Origin of the sequence: Sporosarcina sp. ACRSL, assembly GCF_022346605.1 — a bacterium.
Classification (GTDB): Bacteria; Bacillota; Bacilli; order Bacillales_A; family Planococcaceae; genus Sporosarcina.
Genome location: NZ_JAKRNT010000001.1, coordinates 72,239 through 96,762, shown reverse-complemented (window position 1 = coordinate 96,762; position 24,524 = coordinate 72,239). Strand labels below are relative to the sequence as shown.

General features: G+C 41.8%; 24 protein-coding genes. 7 read left to right on the top strand and 17 right to left on the bottom strand.

Going from position 1 to position 24,524, the window contains the following annotated elements; translation table 11 throughout:
• Nucleotides 1-4 precede the first annotated feature (4 nt).
• Both MHZ92_RS00610 and MHZ92_RS00605 read right to left on the bottom strand, forming a co-directional pair.
• The gene (locus MHZ92_RS00610; RefSeq protein WP_239429556.1) at nt 5-1,198 is read right to left on the bottom strand and encodes a hypothetical protein; all 1,194 of its coding nucleotides are present in this window, start codon (nt 1,196-1,198) and stop codon (nt 5-7) included.
• Between the two features lie 27 nt (nt 1,199-1,225).
• Nucleotides 1,226-2,464 (bottom strand): hypothetical protein, encoded by a 1,239-nt coding sequence (locus MHZ92_RS00605; protein WP_239429555.1) that lies wholly within the window; start codon nt 2,462-2,464, stop codon nt 1,226-1,228.
• 288 nt (nt 2,465-2,752) lie between these two features.
• On the opposite strand from MHZ92_RS00605, the gene MHZ92_RS00600 reads away from it, so the two are divergent.
• Nucleotides 2,753-3,175, top strand: a complete 423-nt coding sequence (locus MHZ92_RS00600; protein WP_239429554.1) for a YusW family protein — start codon at nt 2,753-2,755, stop codon at nt 3,173-3,175.
• A gap of 127 nt (nt 3,176-3,302) precedes the next feature.
• A complete protein-coding gene (ypfJ, locus tag MHZ92_RS00595) occupies nt 3,303-4,139 on the top strand; it encodes a KPN_02809 family neutral zinc metallopeptidase (protein ID WP_239429553.1) in 837 nt (278 codons plus the stop codon).
• 78 nt (nt 4,140-4,217) lie between these two features.
• On the opposite strand, the gene MHZ92_RS00590 is transcribed toward ypfJ, so the two are convergent.
• Nucleotides 4,218-5,126 (bottom strand): methyl-accepting chemotaxis protein, encoded by a 909-nt coding sequence (locus MHZ92_RS00590; protein WP_239429552.1) that lies wholly within the window; start codon nt 5,124-5,126, stop codon nt 4,218-4,220.
• 174 nt (nt 5,127-5,300) lie between these two features.
• Between MHZ92_RS00590 and MHZ92_RS00585 the strand changes: the two genes are divergently transcribed.
• Nucleotides 5,301-6,119: a DUF2935 domain-containing protein gene (locus MHZ92_RS00585; RefSeq protein ID WP_239429551.1), complete on the top strand. Its 819-nt coding sequence runs from the start codon at nt 5,301-5,303 to the stop codon at nt 6,117-6,119.
• On the opposite strand, the gene nadX is transcribed toward MHZ92_RS00585, so the two are convergent.
• From nadX to MHZ92_RS00515, 14 genes are all read right to left on the bottom strand, one after another.
• Nucleotides 6,114-6,890: an aspartate dehydrogenase gene (nadX, locus tag MHZ92_RS00580; RefSeq protein ID WP_370644601.1), complete on the bottom strand. Its 777-nt coding sequence runs from the start codon at nt 6,888-6,890 to the stop codon at nt 6,114-6,116. The genes MHZ92_RS00585 and nadX overlap by 6 nt on opposite strands.
• A 96-nt stretch (nt 6,891-6,986) precedes the next feature.
• Complete coding sequence (locus MHZ92_RS00575) at nt 6,987-9,848, bottom strand: S-layer homology domain-containing protein (RefSeq protein ID WP_239429550.1); 2,862 nt, start codon at nt 9,846-9,848, stop codon at nt 6,987-6,989.
• Nucleotides 9,849-10,116: 268 nt separating this feature from the next.
• A complete protein-coding gene (locus tag MHZ92_RS00570; RefSeq protein WP_239429549.1) occupies nt 10,117-11,124 on the bottom strand; it encodes a YcjF family protein in 1,008 nt (335 codons plus the stop codon).
• A gap of 279 nt (nt 11,125-11,403) precedes the next feature.
• On the bottom strand, nt 11,404-11,973 hold the full coding sequence (locus MHZ92_RS00565) for a manganese catalase family protein (RefSeq protein WP_239429548.1): 570 nt from the start codon (nt 11,971-11,973) through the stop codon (nt 11,404-11,406).
• A 14-nt stretch (nt 11,974-11,987) separates the two neighbouring features.
• Nucleotides 11,988-12,254, bottom strand: a complete 267-nt coding sequence (locus MHZ92_RS00560) for a spore coat protein CotJB (RefSeq protein ID WP_239429547.1) — start codon at nt 12,252-12,254, stop codon at nt 11,988-11,990.
• Nucleotides 12,251-12,469 carry a spore coat associated protein CotJA gene (locus MHZ92_RS00555; RefSeq protein ID WP_239429546.1) on the bottom strand — a complete coding sequence of 73 codons (219 nt, stop codon included), beginning with the start codon at nt 12,467-12,469 and terminating at the stop codon, nt 12,251-12,253. The genes MHZ92_RS00560 and MHZ92_RS00555 overlap by 4 nt, the downstream gene beginning before the upstream one ends.
• Before the next feature lie 69 nt (nt 12,470-12,538).
• Nucleotides 12,539-13,447 carry an aminoglycoside phosphotransferase family protein gene (locus MHZ92_RS00550; RefSeq protein ID WP_239429545.1) on the bottom strand — a complete coding sequence of 303 codons (909 nt, stop codon included), beginning with the start codon at nt 13,445-13,447 and terminating at the stop codon, nt 12,539-12,541.
• On the bottom strand, nt 13,444-13,938 hold the full coding sequence (locus tag MHZ92_RS00545) for a GNAT family N-acetyltransferase (RefSeq protein WP_239429544.1): 495 nt from the start codon (nt 13,936-13,938) through the stop codon (nt 13,444-13,446). Before MHZ92_RS00545 ends, MHZ92_RS00550 begins: the two co-directional genes overlap by 4 nt.
• Nucleotides 13,935-14,660 carry an alpha/beta fold hydrolase gene (locus MHZ92_RS00540; protein WP_239429543.1) on the bottom strand — a complete coding sequence of 242 codons (726 nt, stop codon included), beginning with the start codon at nt 14,658-14,660 and terminating at the stop codon, nt 13,935-13,937. The genes MHZ92_RS00545 and MHZ92_RS00540 overlap by 4 nt, the downstream gene beginning before the upstream one ends.
• 4 nt (nt 14,661-14,664) lie before the next feature.
• Nucleotides 14,665-15,180, bottom strand: coding sequence for a GNAT family N-acetyltransferase (locus tag MHZ92_RS00535; RefSeq protein WP_255723302.1), 516 nt, complete (start codon nt 15,178-15,180; stop codon nt 14,665-14,667).
• Nucleotides 15,181-15,268: 88 nt separating this feature from the next.
• The gene (locus tag MHZ92_RS00530) at nt 15,269-16,675 is read right to left on the bottom strand and encodes a SpoVR family protein (RefSeq protein ID WP_239429541.1); all 1,407 of its coding nucleotides are present in this window, start codon (nt 16,673-16,675) and stop codon (nt 15,269-15,271) included.
• A complete protein-coding gene (gene yhbH / locus MHZ92_RS00525) occupies nt 16,672-17,829 on the bottom strand; it encodes a sporulation protein YhbH (RefSeq protein WP_239429540.1) in 1,158 nt (385 codons plus the stop codon). Before yhbH ends, MHZ92_RS00530 begins: the two co-directional genes overlap by 4 nt.
• Before the next feature lie 78 nt (nt 17,830-17,907).
• The gene (locus tag MHZ92_RS00520) at nt 17,908-19,803 is read right to left on the bottom strand and encodes a PrkA family serine protein kinase (RefSeq protein ID WP_239429539.1); all 1,896 of its coding nucleotides are present in this window, start codon (nt 19,801-19,803) and stop codon (nt 17,908-17,910) included.
• 112 nt (nt 19,804-19,915) lie between these two features.
• Nucleotides 19,916-20,338, bottom strand: coding sequence for a DUF1801 domain-containing protein (locus tag MHZ92_RS00515; RefSeq protein ID WP_239429538.1), 423 nt, complete (start codon nt 20,336-20,338; stop codon nt 19,916-19,918).
• Between the two features lie 211 nt (nt 20,339-20,549).
• On the opposite strand from MHZ92_RS00515, the gene speD reads away from it, so the two are divergent.
• The 4 genes from speD to speB are packed head-to-tail and all read left to right on the top strand — an operon-like array spanning nt 20,550 to nt 24,522.
• Complete coding sequence (speD, locus tag MHZ92_RS00510) at nt 20,550-21,362, top strand: adenosylmethionine decarboxylase (RefSeq protein ID WP_239429537.1); 813 nt, start codon at nt 20,550-20,552, stop codon at nt 21,360-21,362.
• Complete coding sequence (locus MHZ92_RS00505; protein WP_239429536.1) at nt 21,352-22,830, top strand: aminotransferase class I/II-fold pyridoxal phosphate-dependent enzyme; 1,479 nt, start codon at nt 21,352-21,354, stop codon at nt 22,828-22,830. The genes speD and MHZ92_RS00505 overlap by 11 nt, the downstream gene beginning before the upstream one ends.
• The gene (gene speE, locus MHZ92_RS00500) at nt 22,830-23,681 is read left to right on the top strand and encodes a polyamine aminopropyltransferase (protein WP_239429535.1); all 852 of its coding nucleotides are present in this window, start codon (nt 22,830-22,832) and stop codon (nt 23,679-23,681) included. Before MHZ92_RS00505 ends, speE begins: the two co-directional genes overlap by 1 nt.
• On the top strand, nt 23,671-24,522 hold the full coding sequence (gene speB, locus MHZ92_RS00495) for an agmatinase (RefSeq protein WP_239429534.1): 852 nt from the start codon (nt 23,671-23,673) through the stop codon (nt 24,520-24,522). The genes speE and speB overlap by 11 nt, the downstream gene beginning before the upstream one ends.
• Nucleotides 24,523-24,524 lie beyond the last annotated feature (2 nt).

Below are 24,524 nucleotides of genomic sequence, written 5' to 3'. Positions count from 1 at the left end.
CCTTTCAACTAGATTGTATTGGTACTGTCTCTACTTTCTGAATATGAATTAGCTTATTTCTTCCATATAAGACGAAGATGACAATCAAATTAAGGACGACAAGCCAACTATACGCATGCTTGAAATCAAGTTTTTCAATCCCGAATTCCTTAGCCGTTTCCCCACTTAAAACTGCGCCGATATCAATGAATTCCAGTGGATATAGCCAATTTGTCTCCACTCCCACAGCTAGAAGAAGTTGTGGGGACAGCAATATAAATAGCAATATGACAATTGCTGCGTACAAGTTTTTCGTTACGAGATTAAGTAACAGGAAAGTAAATAAAAGCAAAAGTGCAATCAAGCCAAACGCGACGAACATGAGAAATAAATAGCGCAACATGGATATTGCGATAAAATCCGCGTCCTGATATATGAGTACAGGAGTTCTAAAGTCTCCCCACCCGGTTTTTCTCGATACATAATAACTGCCTATTAAAATACTTGCAGATAGGAAGAGCATAATTTGTACGAAATGAACCCCTACTTTACTAGCTGCTTTTTGCATGAACGAAATGGGAAACCCATTCACGACAGAAGGATGCTGTTGATCATTTAATAGCATGCTGCTTCCCGCAAATAATACGAGCAGGCAAAACATGACACCACTTATTTGGCGCAATGCCACCGGTATGTAATTACTAGCTTTAAATTGATCTTGGATGAGGGAAAGTTCATGCTCTAGGTGATACCGATAGAGTGCATTTTCTTTTTGGATTTCCTCAATTGGAACAATATACTCCTTTTGTATCCCTTTATTCCCTCGTCGATGCAACTCAAGACGCAATTCATTTAGCTGAAGTCCAGCATCAAAAAACTTATGCAAGTTAGGTCCTGCACCAAAAAAACCATGAAAGATTCCTTGTTCTTCATTTCGTAAGTAAAGCCTTTGCATATTAAGCAATGAAGATTGTTGTATTAAATTGCTACGAATTTCTTTTCCCTCTTCGGTTTGCCAAACAGAACCTGGAAACTTGTCAAGAATCTTAGGGAAATTCTCTGCTTCCTCATTCTTCTCTTCCCTTAAGTCAACCATATCCAATTTACTGTAATGAGAGTAATAAAGCGGGAAAAAGAGAATCAATGCAACACCTAACAACCAATTTTTCTTATTTAATAGTAATAACTTCGTTTCAAATATTAAATATTTCCAAAACATGATTGTAAACTTCCTCCTTTCCAGCTTTTAACTTGCTTGATAGAATCGGCGTTTATTAATAACATGAGAAACGATAAACAGGATGACTTCAATGATGAAGTACGTAATAAGTAGTACAAGGACGCCTTTTGCATAGGTTATCGTTTCCGTGTTCAATAAAAAATTCTTTTCCCCATCAACTATTTTCCCAAAGTCAAAATAAGTCTGTGGGAACAGGCTGATGTCCTTGCCGAACAATTCTTGCGTAGAGCGCGCATAATAAAGTCGTTCTGAGAACAGTATCAAACTGCTAATAAATAAGACAATCCATTCATTTTTAAAAAGTAAGCTTAGGACGACATTCAACCTGACAAAAAGCATGACTAACAACGGTACGACAACAAGCGTCTTTCCTAAATAGGTTGCTAGTGAAGTGACACTATATTCCTCGAGTGTAAATGTTTGTTGCTTAATCATAATCGGAACGTTCAAATCGAAATACCCGAACCCAAACTGAATCGTCATGACAAGTACTCCGACAACGATAACGCTAAGAATGAACGCCATTGAATAAAGAAATGCCGACAGTGATTTTAAATTCAGTTGGCGATACCAAGATAATGGTAAGCCTTGGAGGACCGCCTGATATTTTCGATCCCTTGAAAGAACATCACTACTAAAATAAATGACGCAAAATAACAGGAAGTAAACCCCGTAGTTCTGCAGGAAATTCTGTAATGTTTGCAACCCCGTTTTCTCATACATCAAACCGAATGTGATGGGATGATCCTTATTGAGATAATCCTCATACTTGATCATCGTTTGGTAATAGGCATGCTGCCTATCCTTTTCAGGAAATGGCACGGTCTGAAATAAATACCGATCCTCTAAATATTCACCTGGATTATATTGCAAATAAAATGTTCTTAATTTGAGCAAGCGTGCAAAGTTTCGATCCTCAAAAGACTGCAACATTCCAGAAAACAAATCATAATTATGGTCATTCGTCGCATAAACGGGTGAACCTACCTGACGATCATAGGAAAAGCTATGCCAAGGATAAACAAGGCCGGTATTCCCGATACTTTCCCATAGTTTTTGCTGGTCTTCCAAGTAAGCTAAATACTCTTCTGTCTCCTTTTTATTAAACGCTTCCTTCGTATTGGCAAACGGCCATAAAATTAAACAGTAGCTAAACAATAATACCGTCACGAAGAAAACAAATGGAATCGTACGCCTGCTTCTTGCCGTAATTAAAAATTCATGCTTTAAATAATTTCGATTCATCCCAGCTTCCCCTTTAGATTACTTCTTAATATTTTCTTTTATTTCAAAATAATATTCCAATTTCTACTATATACACACTAAAGTAATATATCAATAGTATGTATTTTTTCGGAATATTCATCATTCGACTGACTGGATGAAGTAAACCGCAATTTGTCTTTGTCGTAAATATCCTACACTGTCAACGATGCACGCGAATATTAGTTTCACTTTATCCGAACATCGTATAGATGAACAGATTGCCGGTTATGTTAGAAATAGTGGAAGCGAAAGGATGAATGATCGGATATGAAGCATTGGACTTCGTTCTTAATCGTATGTTGTTTCATTATCGTCAGTGGATGTAGTAACCAAAATCTTGTCCCAAAATCCGAAGCAAGCGACATCGTCGATACATATGGCATCACTTCATTTACCGTAACGATCGATACGAAGGGAGAAAATGAGGCGCTGAAAGCCAGCTTCACGGAAAAGAAGGAAAGATCTGAAGCGGAATATTTGAATAAAAAGCAAGGAATCGCGTTGCACGGTAAAAAGGCACTCGAAAAAATAAGGGAAGCGTTTGATAAAATGGCGCCTGACCCGGAAGCTGACGAAACGGAATTGATTAAAAGCACCGCCGAGGCATTTGAAGTTAAAGATTATAAAATGATGCGCCTTGAAATCACATTCAAGGGTCATGACCCCAAGGAAATTATGTTCTCCAAATAACGAATGGATATCGAATACCGAAATGGTTTTCGATATCTTTTTCTATGTCGGCCTATAAATCGATAAATAAGGGTATTGCATAGGTATATCAATTGAATCGACAAGACGAGCTGGAGGAGGCATTCTCATGGAATGGAAAGGAAGAAGAGGCAGCAGGAACGTCGAAGATCGAAGAGGCATGGGAGGAAAAACACTCGTTGGCGGTGGTCTCGGGGGTATCGTCATCGTGCTCCTTGTCATGTTTCTCGGCGGCGACCCAGGTGATATCCTATCCAATCTTTCGACGTCTCCTGCCAATACCGAATATGTGGAAACGGAACAGGACAAAGAACTCGCTGAATTTGTTTCAGTCGTTTTAGCAGATACGGAAGAGGTATGGAAAGAAATCTTCGAACAGGAAGGCATGGTGTATCGGGAGCCCATTCTCGTTCTCTATTCAGGAAGCGTTCAATCAGCTTGCGGGATGGCAGGGGCCGCGGTTGGGCCGTTTTATTGCCCCGCTGACGAGAGATTGTATATCGATTTAAGTTTTTATGATGAACTGCAAACACAATTCAAGGCACCTGGCGACTTCGCGATGGCCTACGTCATTGCCCACGAAGTCGGCCACCATGTACAAAAGCTATTAGGCACTACCGAGGAAATGGCAAGAATAAGGAGGCAGGTAAGTGAAGAAGAATATAATAAATACTCCGTACGACTTGAATTGCAAGCGGATTATCTTGCAGGCGTATGGGCGCATCATGCGCAAGGGATGGGTGTCTTAGAAAAAGGTGATTTGGAAGAAGCACTGAATGCAGCGAGCGCCGTTGGAGACGATACGATTCAAAAAAGAGCTCGTGGCTATGTCGTGCCTGAAAGCTTCACACATGGCACGTCCGAACAGAGGAAGGCTTGGTTTTATCGAGGTTTTGAGGCGGGCAATCTAGACGAAGGAGATACATTTAGTGCAGGGAATCTATGAAGAGGTTCTCAATATATGCGGTAAGCACAACAGGTGGAGGAGATTGCAATGCACATCTCCCCCACCTGTCTTCATTCTTTACACGATACTCGAAACTTTTTTCGATTGATTGTCCAACTCGGCCGCCGATGAAGCGATGGCGAGAAAATCTTCCATTGCTACTTCGATCCGCTGCTGGCAACGGTCCACATTTTCTTGGGCTAACGTCGTGCCTTTGGAAATGTTTTTAATTTCGGTTGTAATCGCTTCGACCCCTTCCCGCACTTCCACGATGGATTTTTCCACATTCGCAGATAGTTTACGGACCTCTTTCGCAACGACGTCAAAGCCTCTTCCGTGCTCCCCTGCCCGTGCGGCTTCAATCGCTGCATTTAAGGCAAGCAAATTCGTTTGCGCCGCTATTTCCCGAATGGTCTTGACGATATGCTGGATGCTCTCCGCATGAACTTGTAAATTCCCTAATGTTTTTGTATTGTCATGAGAAATTGCCGCAATATCTTCAATGATCACTAATAATTCTTTGCTACGTTCAATTCCGATATCGGCGCGCTCCGTCAATCCTTCCGCCATTTGCCTCAACTCTTTTACAACAGAAGTAATCAGTGTTTGCCGTTTCGTAATGTTTGAAGCGACTTTAGAAATGCTGATAACCTTTCTGCCGTCATGACTAAAAACGGGCATGTATGTTGCCTCAAGCCAAACTTTTTCGCCGTTCTTATCTTTCATTTCAATCTTCCCAAATTGGCTAATGCCCCGAAGCAGCTCCCGCCAAAACTTGTCGTACTCGATACTATTGACATATTCTTTGAAACAAAGATCTTCATGACGTACACCGAGCATTTCTTCTTTCGAATAGCCCATGGCATTCGCAAAAATTTCATTCACATATACAATTTTATGATCCAAATCATACCGAATGATGGCAAGATTCTTCTCTAACGCTTTTACGACATGATCATCCGTTACTTGTTCAACTACCTGTTTCATCCTGTTTCCCCCTCCGGCACGCACTGACTTTTTACTATTATTTTGAATAGTAGGACCTATTACTATTTAATCATAGTCAACTGCGAAGTGGAATACCTTGGATATTTTTATTGTACATTCTAAAATAGCAATCCTCCTCATAGGATGGTAAGTAGTAAACCAGGAGGTGGAGCTTTGGTTAAATCGTTTCAGCAAGAGGCTTCGGAAGAACTGCAATTCTGGTTGCAAATATTAGGCGATCATAGCCGATTCATTCACGATTCATTAGCGCCCGGACAAACGGCCTTCATTGACACCGCCGCGGCTTTCAGAGATCGGTTCGATACATTATTGGATCGTTCTAAACAATCGTTGAATCAAGAAGAATGGCTATCATTGGCCAGTCTGTCAAAAACAGAAAGTGAAGCGATTCGGGAATTTAAGTTGGCGATTCTTAAGGAGCAGTTAGTAGGCAACATTAAAATATCATTACCTCCCCCATTCGTGAATCACATGGTCAATGAAGTAGAGGAAGCAATTCGGATTCTTTCCTTCTTGGAAAAAGGAGAGTCCCCTCCCCTAGTCCATCCCCTTCACCATGATCTATTATGGCTGTTAGATGCCGCCGGTCATGCCGGGGCGATTGACGCAAATATGGACCGCGTGGAAAAACAATTGAAAAAGAAAAGCAGGAAGTTTGTGAAGGATTGGGAAGCGTTTTACTTGAAGGCCATTGAACTGGCAGGTTTTTTGCGGACAAATGTAACAAAATTCCCCGCACTGGATAAATTCCATAACGATGTTTACTTGGAAATGACGATCTTCAAAACGTTTTTAGGTGAACTTGAGGAAATGGGTCTGAATAAAGAGAATCTAGGAGTTTTCACTCCACTGATGGCCGATCATATGGCACGCGAGGAATGCTATTATTTAATGAAACTTGCAGAATCCGCGGGAACTCCAGATCCCTATTGCAATCCCGCAAAGAGAGAGTACAGGGGTATTAGGCTATGAACCTACTACCACTGCACTCTTACTATTTGCAAGCGCAGCTAAAATGCTAGCACCCGTTATATGGCTCGTCTTCGGATTGTCCGGAGACGGGTTGTTTTTTATTGTCATCTCAAATTCACCGAAAGCACCTTTCGCTTCAATATGATGGATGTTTTGCGTAACGGCTGGATCGGCGATAATTTGGACGTTCGTTTTCTCAACACCCATACCAGCCAACGACAAAACAATGGCAACATTTGCGTTTTTCGGGAATTGTTCAATTGCGTCACGGGCTGAGCCTTCAAACAGCGTTTGCTCCGCAGTCATTTCTTCTGCGGTTAATGAATGAGCTGGCTTTCTAGTCGTTAGAGTGACAGACTCCAATCCCCCATCTAGTGCAGCTGCCTTCAACGCATCTAAGCCGCCAATCGCACCGGATGGCAAGTAAATGCGGTGTCTGCTTTCTTGAGCAGCTTGCGTTAATTGAGTTGCAAAGGATAGATCGGCAAACGCGCCAATGCTAATGACCATCAAATCCTTCTCTTGGATGACGTCAAATGCATACGTTTTGGCCGTTTCGATATTGGAGCATTCGACTACGATATCGATGTCAGATTGTAAGAATGATTGGATGTCATGAAAAGCCAAACACTCGTATTCGGCTGCAATTGCAGGCAGCTCGACTCTAGCTTTTTCTCTTTCATCCAAAATAGCGATGATGCTAGTGTTTGGTAGGAGTTGTTCTTTGTTTATTTTTTGAAGGAGATATGTACCGAGATTACCTTTACCGATTAGACCTATTTTGATGGGGATCAGTCCTTTCGCTTTTTAGTTAAGTATACAGGAAAACCCCTTGGCTTTGGCCAAGGGGTTAAACTTACTTCACTATTATCTAGAAATAGTGATGTTTGCAGGAACTGCAAGATTATTTCCAGCAGCATCTTCAATAGTTAGAGTGCTTTTTGCTTTCAACTCCAACACTTTTTCCAAATCAGCATTTGAAAGATCTGCGCCCAATGTGAATGTTACAGTAGTAACACCTGATGCATTAGGAGTTGTCACAACTGATTTAGTTGCAACTGTAGATCCACCAATTAGTAGTTCAAAGTCACCTGTTCCTTCAGTTGCAGTAACTGCTTCACTGAAAGTAACAATAACTTGATCTGTTCCTACTAATTTAGCAGATGTTACTTTTGGTGCAACATTTTCTTTAAGAGATACAGTGTTTGCGAAGAAAGGCTCCATTGCTTTAGTTGAACCTAATGCTTTCACGTTCGCAATGTTGATGTTGCGTGTTCCTGTGAAGTTATTGGAATCTTGTTGTAGAGTAAGAACTGCAACTTGCTTGTCATTAGATACAGGATTTAACTCAACAGATTCAACTACTGCACCATCAATTCGATAATTAGAAACTGTAGTAGCAGATGCTCCGTCAACTGCTTTATCGAATGTTACATATACTTTATTGTTATCTTCTTCATCCTGTACTACAGATTCTACTTCAACGATTGCATCGCTTGCAGGTGTAACGTCTTGTCCACGTGTAAATGTTACTTTAGCTGTATCAGCAGTAACTCCTGATTCACTTGCAACATTCGCAAATGTCAAGTCAAGAGTATACGTTGCACCTTGTACATCAAATGTAGTACCAAGGAACGTATCAAGCTCAACACGTACGACTTTTTTATTTGAAGCGTTTTTGTAGCTAACCGGAGTAGCAGACAGACTATCAGCAGTTACTCGTGTAGTTACAAAGTCTTTAACATACGATCCTACACCGTCTACTGTAGGAGCATTGCCTAGAACAACATTCTTATCGAATGTAATTTCAAGATATTCTTTTCCGTTAGTTTCGTCTGCAACAACTGCACTGGATGCAACTTTAGGAGCGTTAATATCTTTTACAAAGCTAACTACTCTGCTAACAGTTTCTCCTGTTTCACCGCTAAGGTCTACATAACCGCTAATTACGACAGTTTTCGCATCGTCAAGAACAGCTGATGTAGTTACGTTGTAAACAGTTGGATCGTTCGCATCTTTTTCAACATTAGAAGCTGCTGAACCGCCGATTGTTACAGCCGGAGCTGTTTGCAATTCCTCAGTGAATTTGATAGCAAAAGATTTTGCGCCAGTTTGAGTAACAGACGTTACTGCTGGTTTCACTCCATCTTTGTCGCCTTTTTGGAAAGTAACTGTTGTCGGGTTAGGTGAAATCAAGTTGCCAGCTTGGTCTTGTGTACCAATGAATGTAGCAATTACATCTTGGTTAGCTGCAACGTCTGAACCTAGAGTGAAAGTGACTTCTTTAGCCCCTGCTCTAAAGTTGTGTGTAACACCTTTATTAGAAGCCGCAACAGCCGTACCGTTCGTTAGTTTATAGCTAACATTTCCTAGAGATTTAAGAGGTTCAGAGAAAGTGACTTTGAACGTGCTAGCAGAAACTCTATCTGTTTTTACAACTGTTGGTGCAGTTTTATCTTCTGCAATTGTAACCATTTCTTCATACTTCACGATATTTTTACCATTGTATGATTTTAAACCGTCAATTACTACATCATAACGTTTAGAAAGTACGTTTTTCGCAGTAATTGTCAATGTTTTACCGTCATTCGACAATTCGCCCGTAAGAGCACCAGGGTTAACACCGTCAAGAGAAGTTAGCTTGACGACATTCGATTTGAACGCTCCGCTGTTTCCATCTTCAAACAAAGTTGCTTTGTCTACTGGTAGATTGAATTTCACCTCAACTTGTGTTGCGTTAATTCCTGCTACGGAAGCAACTTCAAGGTTAGTAGGTTCTGCAACTACTACTGTAAGTACTAATTCCTCAGCGTTGTTTCCTGCTGCGTCAACAGCGCTGTAAGTAATTTTGTATGTGCCATATTCTTTAGTGTCGATCGCAGTTAGTCTTTCGCCAGCTTCGTTTGTGATAACTGTAGTGACTTCGACTTTTTCGTCAACGTTGTCAGTTGCAGTTACAGTTGGAACTGTGAATTCTGCGCCGTATGCGACGTTAAGTGTTTTTTCGCCAGTGTACACTAGTTTAGGTGCTTCTTTGTCTTCTACTTCTCCTACTTCTACGTTAGAAGTTTTGTAGAGGAATGAAGCGAACTGCGCACGTGTTGTTGTGTTTTTAGGGTTGAATTGTGGTGCAACTGGATTCGTAATATCGTAGTAGTCAAGTACATCGATGTATGGACGAGCTTCAGCTTTTGCTGTTGCACGGTCTGTTACGTCTTTATCAAATTCTTGTTCTTTTACTAGAGTTACTAGATCAGTTTTATTGATAGCATCATATGCTCTTACAAGAACGATCGCCATGTTTTCACGTGTAATATCGAGTCCTGCTCCGAGTGAGCCATCTGGATAACCGTTAAATACGCCATTGTCTTTTACCAATGCAGAGTATTTAAGGAGTTCGTCATTTGTTTTAGACGTGTGATCTGTGAAGCGTGGGTTTGTCTTGTAATCTGTTGGAACTTCATAGCCTAGTGACACAAGCCATTTACCCATCATTTTAACAACGTCAGAGCGAGTCAATGTTTTATTCGGTTTGAATGTACCGTCAGGATAACCGTTGATAACTCCTGCTTCTACTAATGCGTTGATTGCTGGTGCGTGTGAGTTTCCTTCATTAACATCGGAAAACTGTGCTGCGCTCGCTACTGGTGCGACTGCTGATGCGACCAATGCTGCAGAAGCTGCACCGACGATGAATTTACGATATTTGTTAGGTTGGTTGTTACCCATAATTAAATTTCCTCCTCGAGATGTTTAATACTGTTTGAGAGCAATGCATCCCATATATGTATACCCTCGCTAAACATTATTAATCATATTTTTATAAATTGATAGTGGAAAAATACGGGTGAAGTACCAGTCTATCAAACATCTACGGCATTTTAATAGATTTTTATATCTATTCTTCTCTTTAAAAGAAACATATATTATTATCAAATCAAGCTTTGCCCATGAATCCAAATCTTTTTTTCGCTTCCTAATCTATCCTTTCTTTATTTCATTCTCTTTTTTCATTCGCTTTTTTTAAGAACATATTATAAATCGGTTTTAACGATTTCGGCGTTAACTCGATATTGTTTTCATGTGCATACTTGACGGCATGTCCTAGTGCGATCGTCATTCCACCTGCAACACTCGCTCCGGCCACCATGCCTGCACCAGGAACGAACTTTACAATTTGTCTGAATACGGTCTTTCCTATATTGCCGACAATTGTTGCGATAATGAGTTCCTTGGCGTTGTCTTTGGAAATCGGTTTTCCGTAAAGCGTAGAGAGCTTCAGCATGAGACTGACCTGCAGGGCAGTCAACGGTACAAAGTCAGACCCCGGAATCGGGACGGCTCCGATTGTTGCTGCGGATGCACCCGCTGCGAGTATCCATCGATTGGCGATGGCAGATTTATCCGCCATATTTGCCGCCATTAAAATATCTTTTTTTTTGCTTTCCAATAATGTGAGCACTTCTTTTTGCAGCATTCCGATGTTTTCCCCTGTTCGCGAGGAGATTGGCGTAACAGGGTATTCGTATCCTGTATGATCTTGAACATACTTCACGAGGGTCGGTATATCGTCAGCTGCATCAATTTTATTCAAAACGAGTATCAGATCTTTATTCACTTTTGCGATTCTCTTTAACGATTTGAGCTCTGTATCTGATAGAACCGTTCCTGCCGCATTTAAAAAGAATAAAATGAGGTCTGCCTGTTTATAAAAATTCATCGTTTCCTCGGAGTGCTCACTATAAATATCGTCTAAACCCGGTGTGTCGACGAAGATGATTTTATCTTTGAAATTGAATTTCTTAATTTGCTGCGTTTCTCCTGGCTTTGCACCGACTTGTGCAACCTCGTCGCCCATGAGGCGATTGATCGTTGATGATTTCCCCGCATTCACATCACCGATCATGGCGATCAGGATTTCACTTTCCAATTGTTCGTTGATTTCCGCTGATTTCTCTTCGAATATGCTGTCAAACTCTTCATCAGACATCCATTGTTTATTCATAAAGATCACCTTTCTCTTTTGTATTCGTTTTTATCACTTCCTATATATACGGAAAGTATGGCGATAGGATTCATTTCTTATGTACTACCCTGTTTTTATTGAAAATATAAGATGGCATGCAAAAAACCTGCGTCTCAATTAGACACAGGCTATTATATTAATCAATTACGCCTCGGCGTAATTGCGTCCGGATTTTTATCGAGCTAGCTCGATAAACTCCCCTAAAAATCCGTGACATCCGCCGGAGGCACTAACTTAATTCAGCTCCACCGAATTAAGTTAGAAGATTTTCTTTCGATCTCTCTCTTCTTTTAAAATCTCAACAGACTCCCTAAAACGTAACGAATGGACATTTTCGCGTTCCCGAAGGAACCTCAGTGCATCGGTTAACCCCGGGTCATCTGACAGATCAATAAGCCATTGATACGTTGCCCGTGCTTTCTCTTCTGCAGCAATATCTTCATATAAATCGGCGATCGGATCGCCTTTTGCTTGGATATATGTCGTTGTAAACGGGACGCCGTTCGCATTTTCATAGAATAGTGCGTGGCCGTGGTTTGCAAAATGCCCTGCTAGACCCGCTTCTTCCAATTGTTGAGGTGAGGCGTCTTTCGTCAATTTATAGATCATCGTTGCGAGCATTTCCAAGTGGGAGAACTCTTCCGTAGCAATGTCATTTAAAACTCCAATCACTTTATCAGGAACAGTATATCGCTGATTCATATAGCGCAAGGCTGCTGCGAGCTCGCCGTCCGCTCCGCCGTATTGTTCCATAATGTACCTTGCCAATTTCGGATTGCACGTCGTCACTTCCACTGGATAAAGAAGCTTTTTCTCATAGACCCACATTCAGTCTCCCCCTTTCACTTTTGCCATGGCCACGGTGGTTGATTCCAACGCCAGCCTGCTTCGATTGCCTGTTCAGAAGGAATAGAGTGCAATGAAAGGGGTCCGTATCGACTTTCGTATTGGCGTCTGAGGCGTGCAGCCTCTTTAATGGCTTCCCTCCATTGGGCTAACGCTTCTTGATCGTTCGGATGCGTATTCGTGTACAATGTCAGTTCGACGACGACAAAATCAGCTTCTTGCACGAGCTTCATCATCTGACGTTCTTCTTCGAATGCATTCACGAAATACCCTCCTCGCGAGAGAATCCATCGGCAAGTATCGGCCATAGTGTTCCGTGGCGTAGCGCCTGCTCTGGCGTGAACTGTGGAAGTCCGGGCGGTTGAAAACCAATGAACAGTTGAGGTGGCAATACAAACGTTTTCACCCTAATAGGTGGACACGGGTCAAGTGGGGAGATCCATGGTTCGAAGCTTCCCCGGTATGACGGTCGTTCCAAATCTCATCACTCCTCAAACTATGTTATGCGGGAGGGTATGAGATGATTCATTTGCCCAAGCTTATTCTTTCATAAGAATTCATGGAACCACTTCGCGCATTGAAAGGTTTTATCCCAATCAGGATCTTTGTCTTCCACAGACCAGCAAGCATACAATGTCGTCATCGATACTGCAGCTTTCAATAATTGTTCACGCTCCAATTGCAATGTTTCACTGATCAGATCGACACGTAGCTTTAGTAGCGCTTTTGGATCAGGTTTTGTGAAAAGATGATTGATCATGAATGAAACAACGTCGAAGTATGGACTGCCCCCGACGCCTTTCGGATCGATCGCTAGCCACCCCTGCTCAGCAGAATATAATATATTCTCATGATGCAAATCACCATGCAGTAACTCGCTTTCTAAGGACGTTTGCTGGATTTCATGCAAATAGTCTACCGCCATCTTGACCCATTCGTTCGGAATTGGACCGTCGTTTTCGGGATAATTGCTATGATATCTGGAGAAGGCTTTTGCCCAATGAAGAACCGTTGGAAAATCGCCGTCTTTCGGCAAAGGTCGCCGGATCTGTTTCCAAACGTGACAGAAGTTTTCAATGACAACCCTTTCGTCTGGTTCAGTGGAAAGCATCGTTCCGGGTTGGAGCTTTTCAAGCAGCAACGCCCCCTGTTCCGCGTCTGCTATTACTAATCTTGCACAGCCTTTTCCATCATAGAGTTGTAATGTCCGAATTTCGTTTTCAAAATCAAATCCAGGCAAACCTATTTTCAATATATAAGGGATGTTGTTCCCGTCTATTACATTTAGGACATAATTATAGGAAAGATTCGAGACTGGGCCCTCCACTTTCAATCCCCAGTTGTCCGCAATGCTGTGTACTTTCTCATCCAATGATTGGAGCCATTCCTTCCCTGGTTCCCCAAAACAGTTGATGATCTTTTCTTCGAATGAAATAGGTATGTCCATTTTCTTCATATTATTTTCCCCATGTAATATTCGTCGACATATTCACCATTGATCAATAATGAATCTTTCTTCAAGCCCTCTATTTGGAAGCCTGCTTTTTCATATAAGGCGATGCCTGCAGCATTCGTTTTCACCACAGTCAATTCGAGGCGGTGAAGTTGGCAGGTCTTTGCCCAATTGTCCAGCGCTTCAAAAAGTGCTTTACCAACCCCTTTTCCTCTATACTTTTGGGCTATTCCTATAACCAAATACGCGGAATGCTTATTTCTATTGGCACCCCCAGCATTCACCATTAAATATCCGTTCAAAGCCCCTCCATCTTCTGATACAAGAATCGTTGAGGAATCGTCTCCAAAAGATTCGATTCTTTTCCGTAATTGATCCACTGATAATTTACTCTCCCCTGGCCCAAACAACATAAAGTCTGATGTGCTCTCAACATGTTTAATTAGTTCTGCCAATTGTTCCGCATCCGATGGTTTTACTTGTCTAATTTTCAATGGAAATACCTTCTTTCATTTAAAAACCGTTCGAGGATTTTTGTATAAAGTTCAGGTTGCTCATTATGGACAAGGTGTCCAGCAAACGGCACGACTGCAATATGCACTTGTTGATTTTGTTTTGGATAAATAGTTACGCCAAGCACTTCATGTTCTTTCTCTTCTCCAACAATGAATAGCGTCCTGCAACGCAGCTCCTCTATATTCCCTGTTTCGTCAAATAGATACCAATCCTGTTCGATTGTTTTTCTAAGGAAGCTTTGCCAGTCTGATTGATGGATGGAATTAAAATATTGGATTGCGTCTACATTTTCGAGTATTCCATTTTGCATCGCTATATCAGATTGTCTTAATTTATTCCAATTAGATGGTTTCTGCGGAATAATGCCCGATAATGTGAGGCTTGTGACGAAACTTGGAAATCTCTTCGCAAATAGTAGTCCGACAAGCGCTCCTAATGAACATCCGACAACATGAGCTTGGTTGATGTTTAAATGTAGCATTGTTTTATGCAAGTCATTTGCCGCATCTTCAAAATAACTTTGGATCTCAAATTCCTCAATTTTAGATTTGCCATGCCCCCGCAAATCGGGAAGAATGACTTTATATGATTCTTGTAACTTATTTCGTTGATATACGAAATCTGTTTCCCCAGTCTGTAGTCCCGTGTGCAAGAAGATTACAGGCTCCCCATTTCCGTATACATTTGTATGAAGTATCATTTACTCATCTCCCTATCTCCTCGATGTTCCCCCAGTAATATGCAATCTCCTTGAATTCCTCTCCTCCTATATCGATCATCGCCTCAGCAATAGGTTGTCCACCGAGTGATTCATAGAACATTTTTGACGGATTTTGTTCAAGGACCCATACTAGCATCGATGTAAACCCTTGTTCTTTCAGGCTTTGGGCAATTAATTGCGTCAATTTCTTCCCGATTCCCTGGCCTTGTGCTTCTTGCAGCAAGTAAATTGCATATAACTCCCCGTCTGCCTCATAGTTACCTGTCCGTTCTTTACCTCCCGTTGCAAAGCCGATAATCTTGCCGTTTTCGTCTTCTGCAACATATAAAGCGTTTTTCCCGATTCCTCTCCGCCAATTTTCTGCACGCTGCTCATACGATAAATTTTGAAGAACTGATTCAGATACAATTCCCTTGTAAGTTGTCCTCCAGCTATCAACATGAACACGGGCGATTCCTTCCGCGTCATTCATTACAGCCACTCTAATTTTCACGTTCATTCCCCCTCTGACACTATTCTATTTAGTTTACAGTATTTAGTGAAATAATAGAATATAAAAACCGCCACATTCCATGTGGCGGCAAACTTTATGCAAATCTCCGGTGTACTTTCTTTCCATCGTACGAAAACACGACTTGTTTATTATCCACGTACGTCTCCAAATGGACGATGCGACCCCAAAGCTGATGAATAAACGGAAGGACGTTTTCCAAATACGGGACATCCAGCTCGGTTTCTTCGTATTTATGCACTAAGTAGAGCTCCCCATTTCGGACATAATCCCCGTCATGTACGACAATATACGGGAATCCCCCGTTTACTCGCTGGGCAATAAGACGATTTTGCACATTCTGAAATTCTTTATCGGATATTTTATAGAGGGTTCCTTTTTTCTCAAAGATATACAAGTCTTCTTTTTGGATAAGCTCTTTCGTCAAATAGTTTCGGATAAATGAAATATCCGAATCCATTTCTCTCACTTCAAATATTTTCTCTCTTCCTGAATTAGGCTTAACCCCCAATTCAAGCATCTCTTCTGTTGGATTATTATAGCGGTATTCGATATCCTCAAAGATTTTCAACCCTAAATAATACGGATTGATGGATGTTCTCGAAGGCTGGATGACATTTGCATTCAGTTTTGCAAATTCGATTGTTTCATCGGACGTTAGATCCATTTCCCTGAGGATCCGCTGGTGCCAGTACGTGGCCCAACCTTCATTCATTATTTTTGTTTCGAGTTGCGGCCAGAAATAAAGCATTTCTTCACGAACCATCGTTAATATATCTCTTTGCCATTCATCCAATTCCCGACTGTTTTCCAAGATGAATAGCAATAAGTCCTTTTCAGGGGAAGGCGGTATCTTTTTCCGCCTTGTTTCCGCCGGCGGCTTCAGCTTTTTATAATCCATTTCCCACAAATCATCGTATTCCGTCTTCCGACTGATCGGATCATTGTCTTCATGTTCGACTTCTTCATTTCCATGACGCCATCTGACAAGCGAAGGGTCAATATGTTCTTGGATCGCAAGAACTGCATCTAAAAAGCTTTCGACCTCTTCATTGCCATGAACCATCTCATAATGGGCAATCCGTTCTGCCGTCGCTGTCATGCTTTCAACCATATCACGCCTCGTATTGGCAAATCGGGCGTTGTTTTTGAAAAAATCACAATGGGCAAGAACGTGTGCGATGATCAGCTTATTTTGTATAAGTGTATTGCTTTCAAGTAAAAACGCATAACATGGATTGGAATTAATGACGAGCTCATAAATTTGGCTGAGTCCTAAATCGTATTGCAGCTTCATTTTATGGAACTGTTTTCCAAAACTCCAATGCGAAAACCGTGTCGGCATTCCGTACGCACCAAATGTATAAATGATATCCGCTGGACAAATTTCATAGCGCATTGGATAAAAATCCAACCCGAACCCTTTTGCAATTTCCGTAATTTCCTCAACAGCATATGAAAGTGCCTTATGATCCGTCGTCATACGGATTCCTCCAGCCGTTTTTGGAAAAATTTCTTTAAAGCGTAGTAGACATCCTTATTTTCCTTGAGCACATAATGCCTGAATTTGGGATTTTCGATTTTTTGATACGTATTCATCAAAGTCGAATATCGGCTATGCGCATTCACTTCCCCATAACCGAACATATTCGATACATCCATAAGCTCTTCCACTAACTTCATGCACTTTCCGTTATCGGAGGACATATTTTCCCCATCCGAGAAATGGAATGGGTATATATTGTATCGTGATGGATTGTATTTTTTCGATATGAGCTCAAGCGCCTTTTCATACGCAGTGGAGCAAATCGTTCCTCCGCTTTCACCTTTTGAAAAGAAGTCTGCTTCCGAGACGACTTTCGCCATCGTATGATGCGCAATGAATTCAATATCCACTTTTTCATACTTCGTCCGCAAAAATCTTGCCATCCAAAAATAGAAACTTCTTGCCATATATTTTTCAAAATTGCCCATTGATGCGCTCGTATCCATCATCATGAGAACGACCGCTTTCGATTGTGGCTTAACAATTTCATCCCAAGTTTTGAAACGTAAGTCATCTTGATGGATTGGCATAATTTCAGCTTTGCCTTCCATTGCATTCCGTTTGAAGGCTGCGATGATCGTCCGCTTCTTATCTATATTCCCGATAAGCCCTTTTTTCCGAATGTCATTGAACGTAATATCCTCTTCAATGATGTCTGCTTGTTCCCTTTTCTCGAGGTTCGGCAGTTCAAGCTCTTTAAATAACGTCTCTTCGATTTCCGCAATCGAAACTTCCGCTTCATAATAATCTTGCCCCGGCTTATCACCGGCCTGTTTCCCTTTTCCGGTACTTTGACTTCCGTCGCTTGCAATAACGTCCCCCACCTGGCTATCCCCGGTTCCCTGGCCGACATGCTTCGACTTATTGTGGTTATATCGAATTTTGTATTCATCCAAAGAACGTATTGGAATTTTTATGACGTCTTTGCCATCCGACATAACAATACTTTCTTCACTGATCAATTCGGGCAGATTGTTGTGGATTGCTTTCTTCACTTTATCCAAATGACGTTGCTGATCCTGATATCCTTTTCGGTGAAGCGACCAGTTTTCCTGGGAGACGACAAATGATTCGCTCTGCTCTTCATGCATTTCTATTCACCTACTCCAGTCCACTCATTATTTTTAGTATATGCAACGACTGGTCGTTCTTGATATGGGTGGATTTAATTACCTGTTCAACAAACTGCCGACGTACCTTAGTAATTCATTTGCAGAAATAGAATTATAGCCATATTCATCAATGAGCCTTGCAACGACTTCGTTGATTTTTTTCAAATGTGTCTCGTCAGGTGTCGTGGATGACGTTGTAATTTTGACGACATCCTTCAAGTCGGCGAACAGCTTCTTCTGGATTGCCTCACGCAGCCGCTCATGTGAATTGTATTCGAACCGTTTCCCCTTTCTTGCATATGCAGAAATCCGAATAAGAATCTCTTCACGGAAAGCCCTTTTCGCATTTTCAGATATACCAATTTGCTCTTCGATCGAGCGCATGAGCTTTTCGTCCGGATTCATCTCTTCACCCGTTAGAGGGTCTTTCATTTTATGTTTATTGCAAAAGGCTTCGACGTTATCCAAGTAATTATCCATCATGGTTCTGGCTGATTCCTCATAGGAATAGACGAATGCCTTCTGCACTTCTTTCTTCGCAATCTCATCGAACTCTTTACGTGCGATCGATATATAATTCAAATATTCTTCTTTATTCTCTTTTGAGATGGAAGGGTGCTGATCCAGCCCTTCTTTTAAGGAACGGAGCACGTCGAGTGCATTAATCGCATCTACTTCTTTTCGGATGATGGCTGACGAGATCCGATTGATGACATATCTTGGATCAATGCCGTCCATACCTTCATTCGGAAATTCTTTTTTCAGCTCTTCCAAATCAGCAGAGTTGAACCCTTCTACACTTTCACCGTCATACAATCGCATCTTCTTCACAATATCGATCCCTTGCTTTTTCGATATTTTTAAGCGAGTTAACACAGAGAAAATGGCAGCAACTCGAAGGGCATGCGGTGCAATATGGATATGGGCCATGTCGCTCTCCCGTATCATTTTTTCATAAATTTTTTCTTCTTGGCTCACTTTCAAGTTATAAGGGATCGGCATGACAATAATTCTTGAATGGAGCGCCTCATTCTTTTTATTTGAAATGAATGCCCGATACTCGGTTTCATTCGTATGGGCGACGATCAGTTCATCCGCACTGATCAATGCAAATCTACCAGCCTTGAAATTCCCTTCTTGCGTTAATGACAAAAGATGCCAAAGGAACTTTTCATCGAGTTTCAACATCTCCTGAAATTCCATCATTCCGCGATTGGCCTTGTTGAGTTCGCCGTCGAAACGGTACGCACGAGGATCAGACTCGGAGCCATATTCGGCAATTGTCGAAAAGTCAATACTCCCTGTCAAATCTGCAATATCCTGTGATTTCGGGTCGGAAGGTGTGAACGTTCCAATCCCTACCCTTTTGTCTTCCGAGAAGAAAATCCTTTCAACTAGTACGTCTTCAATCCGTCCGTTGTATTCTTTTTCAAGGCGCATCGTATTTAACGGTGAAAGGCTACCTTCAATCCTGATACCAAACTGTTCGTAAAAATCATCTCGTAAATATTCTGGAATCAAATGCAATGGATCTTCATGCATCGGACATCCTTTTATGGCATATACCGCACCTTCATCCGTCCTTGAATATTGTTCCAGTCCACGTTTCAACAAGGTGACGATCGTCGATTTTCCGCCGCTGACGGGACCCATGAGCAACAGGATCCTTTTTCGAACATCGAGTCGTTTCGCCGCAGGATGAAAGTATTCATTGACAAGCTTCTCGATTGTGTCCTCAAGACCATAAATTTCATTTTCAAAAAAGCGAAATTTTGTATACCCGTTTTCTTTCGTTTCACCATGGCTTTTAATCATCTCAAACACTCTCGAATGTGCCGTTTGTGCAACTTCTTTACGTTCTTTTAAAATGTCTAGATACTCGGCGAAGGTGCCTTCCCACTTCAGCTTGCTTTCCTCTTCACGGAAATGCTCCAACTTCCGTAAAATATCCATTCGTTTCCCTCCATTCAGGGCGTGGTTTCAATCATTGTATGCGAGGAAGCTCTATAAGATGAAGCATACAAAAAAGCGGCAAAACGAATATATATTCGTTTTGCCACCATGATTAGTTCTCTGGATATGTTTTTCTTAGAAATTGAATGGATTGGGTGATGAGCTGTTTCAGCACTTCGATATCAATATCATCTACTTTATTAATGTACACGCACGCTTTTCCTGTCGTATGCTTCCCGAATTTGGCGAGAAGCGTTTCCCGTTCTTCATCACCCGGCGCAAAATAAAGGCTGATTTTCGCTTTGCGGGGCGAAAATCCGACTAACGGCGCATCCCCTTCATGCCCCGTTTTATAAACATAATGATACGATCCGAAGCCGATAATGCTCGGCCCCCACATTTTCGCTTTGAAGCCTGCCGTCTCTGTAAAGATCTCCAATAATCGATACGCGTCCTCCCGTTTTTTCGGGCTATCTACCGCTTCGATGAATTCAATGACACTGGCATCCGTTTCCGTCGTTTTTTGCTCGTACATTTTTTCTCCCACTCCCTCATATTTGAAATTTACAATTACTTGCTATCTCATTGAACATATACTAACGTTAAAAGTAAATAAACACCTTTATTTTCCTACTACTATATAGGTTGTTTGACTTGAGTGCAAAGAGGAAATAATTTATCTTGACTAGGTATTTTTTTACTCTATAATTAAAATGATTTTCTCGAAAAAAGGAGTGATATTCGGGTTGGAAAATAAGCTGAAGTTGTACGGCTTTAACAACCTCACCAAAACACTTAGCTTCAACATCTATGATGTGAGCTATGCGAAAAGTGAGCGGGAACAAAAAGACTACATTGCTTATATCGATGAGCAGTACAACTCTGAACGATTGACGAACATTCTCTATCATGTAACAGAAATCATCGGAGCCCATGTGTTGAACGTGAGCAAACAGGATTATGATCCACAAGGCGCAAGTGTCACCATCCTAATTACGGAAGAGACACTACCGGTTGCACTGATCGATGAGTCTTGCAATCGGGGGGAAATTGAAATATTAAAAACCCGGGATTCCGTTGTTGGACATTTGGATAAAAGTCATGTCACCGTCCATACGTATCCTGAATATCACCCAGATAATTCGATTGCCACTTTCCGTGTTGATATCGAAGTATCGACGTGTGGGGAAATCTCACCATTAAACGCCTTGGATTATCTAATTGGCAGCTTCGATTCGGACATCATTACAACCGATTACCGGGTCCGGGGGTTTACTCGGGATGATTCAGGGAAGAAGTTATTTATGGACCATAAGATGACATCGATCCAAGATTATATCGATAGTGAAACGTTGCAGAAATATGACGCCATCGATGTGAATGTATATCAGTCAAATATTTTTCATACAAAACTGCTAATCAAAGACATCAATTTGCAAAATTACCTCTTCAATACGGATGTGTATGAAATACCTCCGAAAGAAAGGCTGTATATTACAAACAATTTACGCAAAGAGATGATTGAAATCTTTAGCGGTTCCAATATATATGAACAGTGAGAGGACGGTGTTGAACATTCTTTCACAAGATAAAGCCCCGATTATGGAGGCTCTCAACAATTATAAAAAAATGCGGGTCGTTCCTTTTGATGTTCCCGGCCATAAACGTGGCAGAGGAAATGAGGAGCTGACCTCTTTTTTAGGTGAGAATTGCATGTCAGTGGACGTCAATTCAATGAAACCATTAGATAATCTCATCCACCCTGTTTCCGTCATTCGAGAAGCAGAAGAGCTTGCAGCCGAGGCTTTTGGGGCAAAGCATGCTTTCTTCATGGTGAACGGAACGACGTCAGCTGTTCAAGCGATGGTGATGACAGCGTGCAAGGCAGGAGATAAAATCATCATGCCGCGCAATGTTCACCGAAGCGCCATCAATGCGCTTATCTTAAGCGGAGCTGTTCCGGTCTATGTCAATCCAGGTGTGAACACTGACCTTGGGATCCCTTTAGGTATGTCTGTACAAGAAGTGGAGAATACAATTCTTGCGCATCCTGAAGCGAAAGCGATTCTCATTAATAACCCAACCTATTACGGCGTCTGTTCGAATTTGCAAGCGATCACCGATCTTGCCCATCGTCACGGAATGCTTGTCCTAGTGGACGAAGCGCATGGAACCCACTTTTATTTCAGTGATGACCTCCCTGCTTCTGCAATGTCGGTCGGTGCGGATATGGCTTCCATCAGCATGCACAAATCCGGTGGTTCATTGACCCAAAGCTCTTTTCTTCTGATCAATAACGAAGTGAGTGAAGGGTACACGAGGCAGATTATCAATTTGACGCAAACGACAAGCGGGTCGTATTTGCTTCTTTCTTCCCTCGACATCTCACGGAAAAATCTAGCCTTGAATGGTAAGGAAATCTTCCAAAAGGTTGGGGAGATGGCAAAATATACTCGTGATGAAATCAATAAAATCGGAGGATATTATGCATTTTCCGAAGAGTTGAAGAATGGGGATACGATCTTTGATTTCGATACGACAAAGCTTTCCGTCCATACACGTGATATTGGACTTGCAGGCGTCGAAGTGTATGACATTCTGAGGGATGAATATGACATCCAAATCGAGTTTGGGGATATCGGTAATATTCTTGCCTATATTTCAGTCGGAGACCGCCGTTTAGATCTTGAACGACTCGTTGCAGCCCTTGCTGAGATTAAAAGACGATATAGTCAGGACAAAAGTGGATTATTCGATCATGAATACATTACTCCCCATGTCGTCTATACGCCTCAAAAAGCGTTCTATGCGGAAAAGGAAACACTTCCTATTAATGAAAGCGCTGGCCGTATCTCAAGTGAATTCGTCATGGCCTACCCTCCAGGTATTCCGATTTTGGCTCCAGGTGAACGAATCACTCCCGAAATTTTGGAATATATCCAATACTGTAAAGATAAAGGGAGCTTCATGACAGGTACGGAAGATAGCAAAATCGAGCATATCAATGTTTTGAAGGAGGTTGAGTAATGAAACTATGGTTTGTAGAAAATCATTCGCCGAATGTCCAATTTTCGATGAAAGTCATTGAACACCTGTACACAGGAAAAAGTGAATTTCAAAAAATTGATGTGCTACAAACTGCCGAGTTCGGGCGTGTCCTGACCTTGGATGGCTTAGTCATGGTTACGGAGAAAGATGAATTCATTTATCATGACATGATTACTCACGTACCGATGGCTACCAATCCCAACATTAAGAAAGTGCTCGTCATTGGGGCCGGGGATGGCGGCACAATTCGTGAACTGACGAAATATGATTCAATCGAGCATATTGATATGGTTGAAATTGACGAGATGGTCGTTGATGTATGTCGGAAATACCTCCCTCAAACCGCAAGCAAGCTTGATGACCCTCGTGTCCATCTTCATTTTGAGGACGGATTGAAATTCGTGCGCTCCAGAAATGATGAATACGATTTGATCATCGTCGATTCGACGGATCCATTTGGACCGGGAGAGGGCTTGTTCACGAGAGAATTTTACGGCAATTGCTATAAGGCCCTAAATGATGAAGGAATACTTGTCAATCAGCATGAGAGCCCTTTCTACGAGGAGGACGCACTCGGCATGCAACGGGCACATAAGCGGATCATGGGGTTCTTCCCTATTTGCCGTGTGTACCAATTGCATATACCGACGTATCCCTCAGGACACTGGCTATTCGGTTTCGCATCTAAAAAATACGATCCAATCAAAGATTTGAATGCGGATGCTTGGAATCAGCTCGGATTGCAAACAAAGTATTATAACACCGACATCCACGTCGGCTCATTTGCATTGCCGAACTACGTAAAGGAGCAATTGAAAGATGCTGAATAAAAATATCGAGACGTTCATCGGATGTGACAATGAATATGAAGAATCGGGTATCGTCGTTTTCGGCGCTCCTTTTGATTCGACGACTTCATATCGTCCGGGCACAAGATTCGCAAGTAAAGTGATGCGCGGTGAATCATTCGGAATCGAGACGTACAGTCCTTATCAGGATAAAGATTTGGAAGACATCTCCGTTTATGACGGAGGAGACCTCGAGTTGAGTTTCGGAAATACGGAAAGGGCTTTAGGACAAATTACGGAGTATACCAAAAAAATCGTCCAAGCCGGCAAGATCCCTTGTATGATTGGCGGTGAGCATTTGGTTACACTCGGGTCTGTTCGGGCAGTCGCAGATCAATTCCCCGATTTACACATTATCCAATTCGACGCCCATGCAGATTTGCGTGACCATTATCTCGATGAAAAACTGTCACATGCGACAGTCATCCATCGTGTATGGGATATTCTTGGTGATGACCGTATCTTCCAATTCGGCATTCGCTCGGGTGACCGGAGCGAGTTTGAATGGGGCAAAGATCGAGTCTTCACGAATAAATTCGACTTTAATGGACTTGAAGAAGTCGTTGAAAGATTACAAGGGAAACCGGTATATTTGACGATCGATTTGGATGTGTTAGATCCATCCGTCTTCCCTGGCACTGGCACACCTGAAGCTGGCGGCGTGAGTTTCTTAGAATTATTGCAAGCAATATTGACAGTGAGCGATCTCAATATTGTCGGCTGTGACGTCAATGAGCTGTCACCTATTTATGATCAAAGCGGTGTATCGACAGCAGTTGCTTGTAAAGTTCTTAGAGAGCTTTTATTGGCAATTCATAATTAAAA

Coding starts and splice junctions, on each gene's coding strand:
- MHZ92_RS00610 (WP_239429556.1), bottom strand. CDS start 1,198: ATGTTTTGGAAATATTTAATATTTGAAACGAAGTTATTACTATTAAAT.
- MHZ92_RS00605 (WP_239429555.1), bottom strand. CDS start 2,464: ATGAATCGAAATTATTTAAAGCATGAATTTTTAATTACGGCAAGAAGC.
- MHZ92_RS00600 (WP_239429554.1), top strand. CDS start 2,753: ATGAAGCATTGGACTTCGTTCTTAATCGTATGTTGTTTCATTATCGTC.
- ypfJ (WP_239429553.1), top strand. CDS start 3,303: ATGGAATGGAAAGGAAGAAGAGGCAGCAGGAACGTCGAAGATCGAAGA.
- MHZ92_RS00590 (WP_239429552.1), bottom strand. CDS start 5,126: ATGAAACAGGTAGTTGAACAAGTAACGGATGATCATGTCGTAAAAGCG.
- MHZ92_RS00575 (WP_239429550.1), bottom strand. CDS start 9,848: ATGGGTAACAACCAACCTAACAAATATCGTAAATTCATCGTCGGTGCA.
- MHZ92_RS00570 (WP_239429549.1), bottom strand. CDS start 11,124: ATGAATAAACAATGGATGTCTGATGAAGAGTTTGACAGCATATTCGAA.
- MHZ92_RS00565 (WP_239429548.1), bottom strand. CDS start 11,973: ATGTGGGTCTATGAGAAAAAGCTTCTTTATCCAGTGGAAGTGACGACG.
- MHZ92_RS00550 (WP_239429545.1), bottom strand. CDS start 13,447: ATGAAGAAAATGGACATACCTATTTCATTCGAAGAAAAGATCATCAAC.
- MHZ92_RS00540 (WP_239429543.1), bottom strand. CDS start 14,660: ATGATACTTCATACAAATGTATACGGAAATGGGGAGCCTGTAATCTTC.
- MHZ92_RS00535 (WP_255723302.1), bottom strand. CDS start 15,180: ATGAACGTGAAAATTAGAGTGGCTGTAATGAATGACGCGGAAGGAATC.
- MHZ92_RS00530 (WP_239429541.1), bottom strand. CDS start 16,675: ATGACGACGGATCATAAGGCACTTTCATATGCTGTTGAGGAAATTACG.
- yhbH (WP_239429540.1), bottom strand. CDS start 17,829: ATGCATGAAGAGCAGAGCGAATCATTTGTCGTCTCCCAGGAAAACTGG.
- MHZ92_RS00520 (WP_239429539.1), bottom strand. CDS start 19,803: ATGGATATTTTACGGAAGTTGGAGCATTTCCGTGAAGAGGAAAGCAAG.
- MHZ92_RS00515 (WP_239429538.1), bottom strand. CDS start 20,338: ATGTACGAGCAAAAAACGACGGAAACGGATGCCAGTGTCATTGAATTC.
- MHZ92_RS00505 (WP_239429536.1), top strand. CDS start 21,352: ATGAACAGTGAGAGGACGGTGTTGAACATTCTTTCACAAGATAAAGCC.
- speE (WP_239429535.1), top strand. CDS start 22,830: ATGAAACTATGGTTTGTAGAAAATCATTCGCCGAATGTCCAATTTTCG.
- speB (WP_239429534.1), top strand. CDS start 23,671: ATGCTGAATAAAAATATCGAGACGTTCATCGGATGTGACAATGAATAT.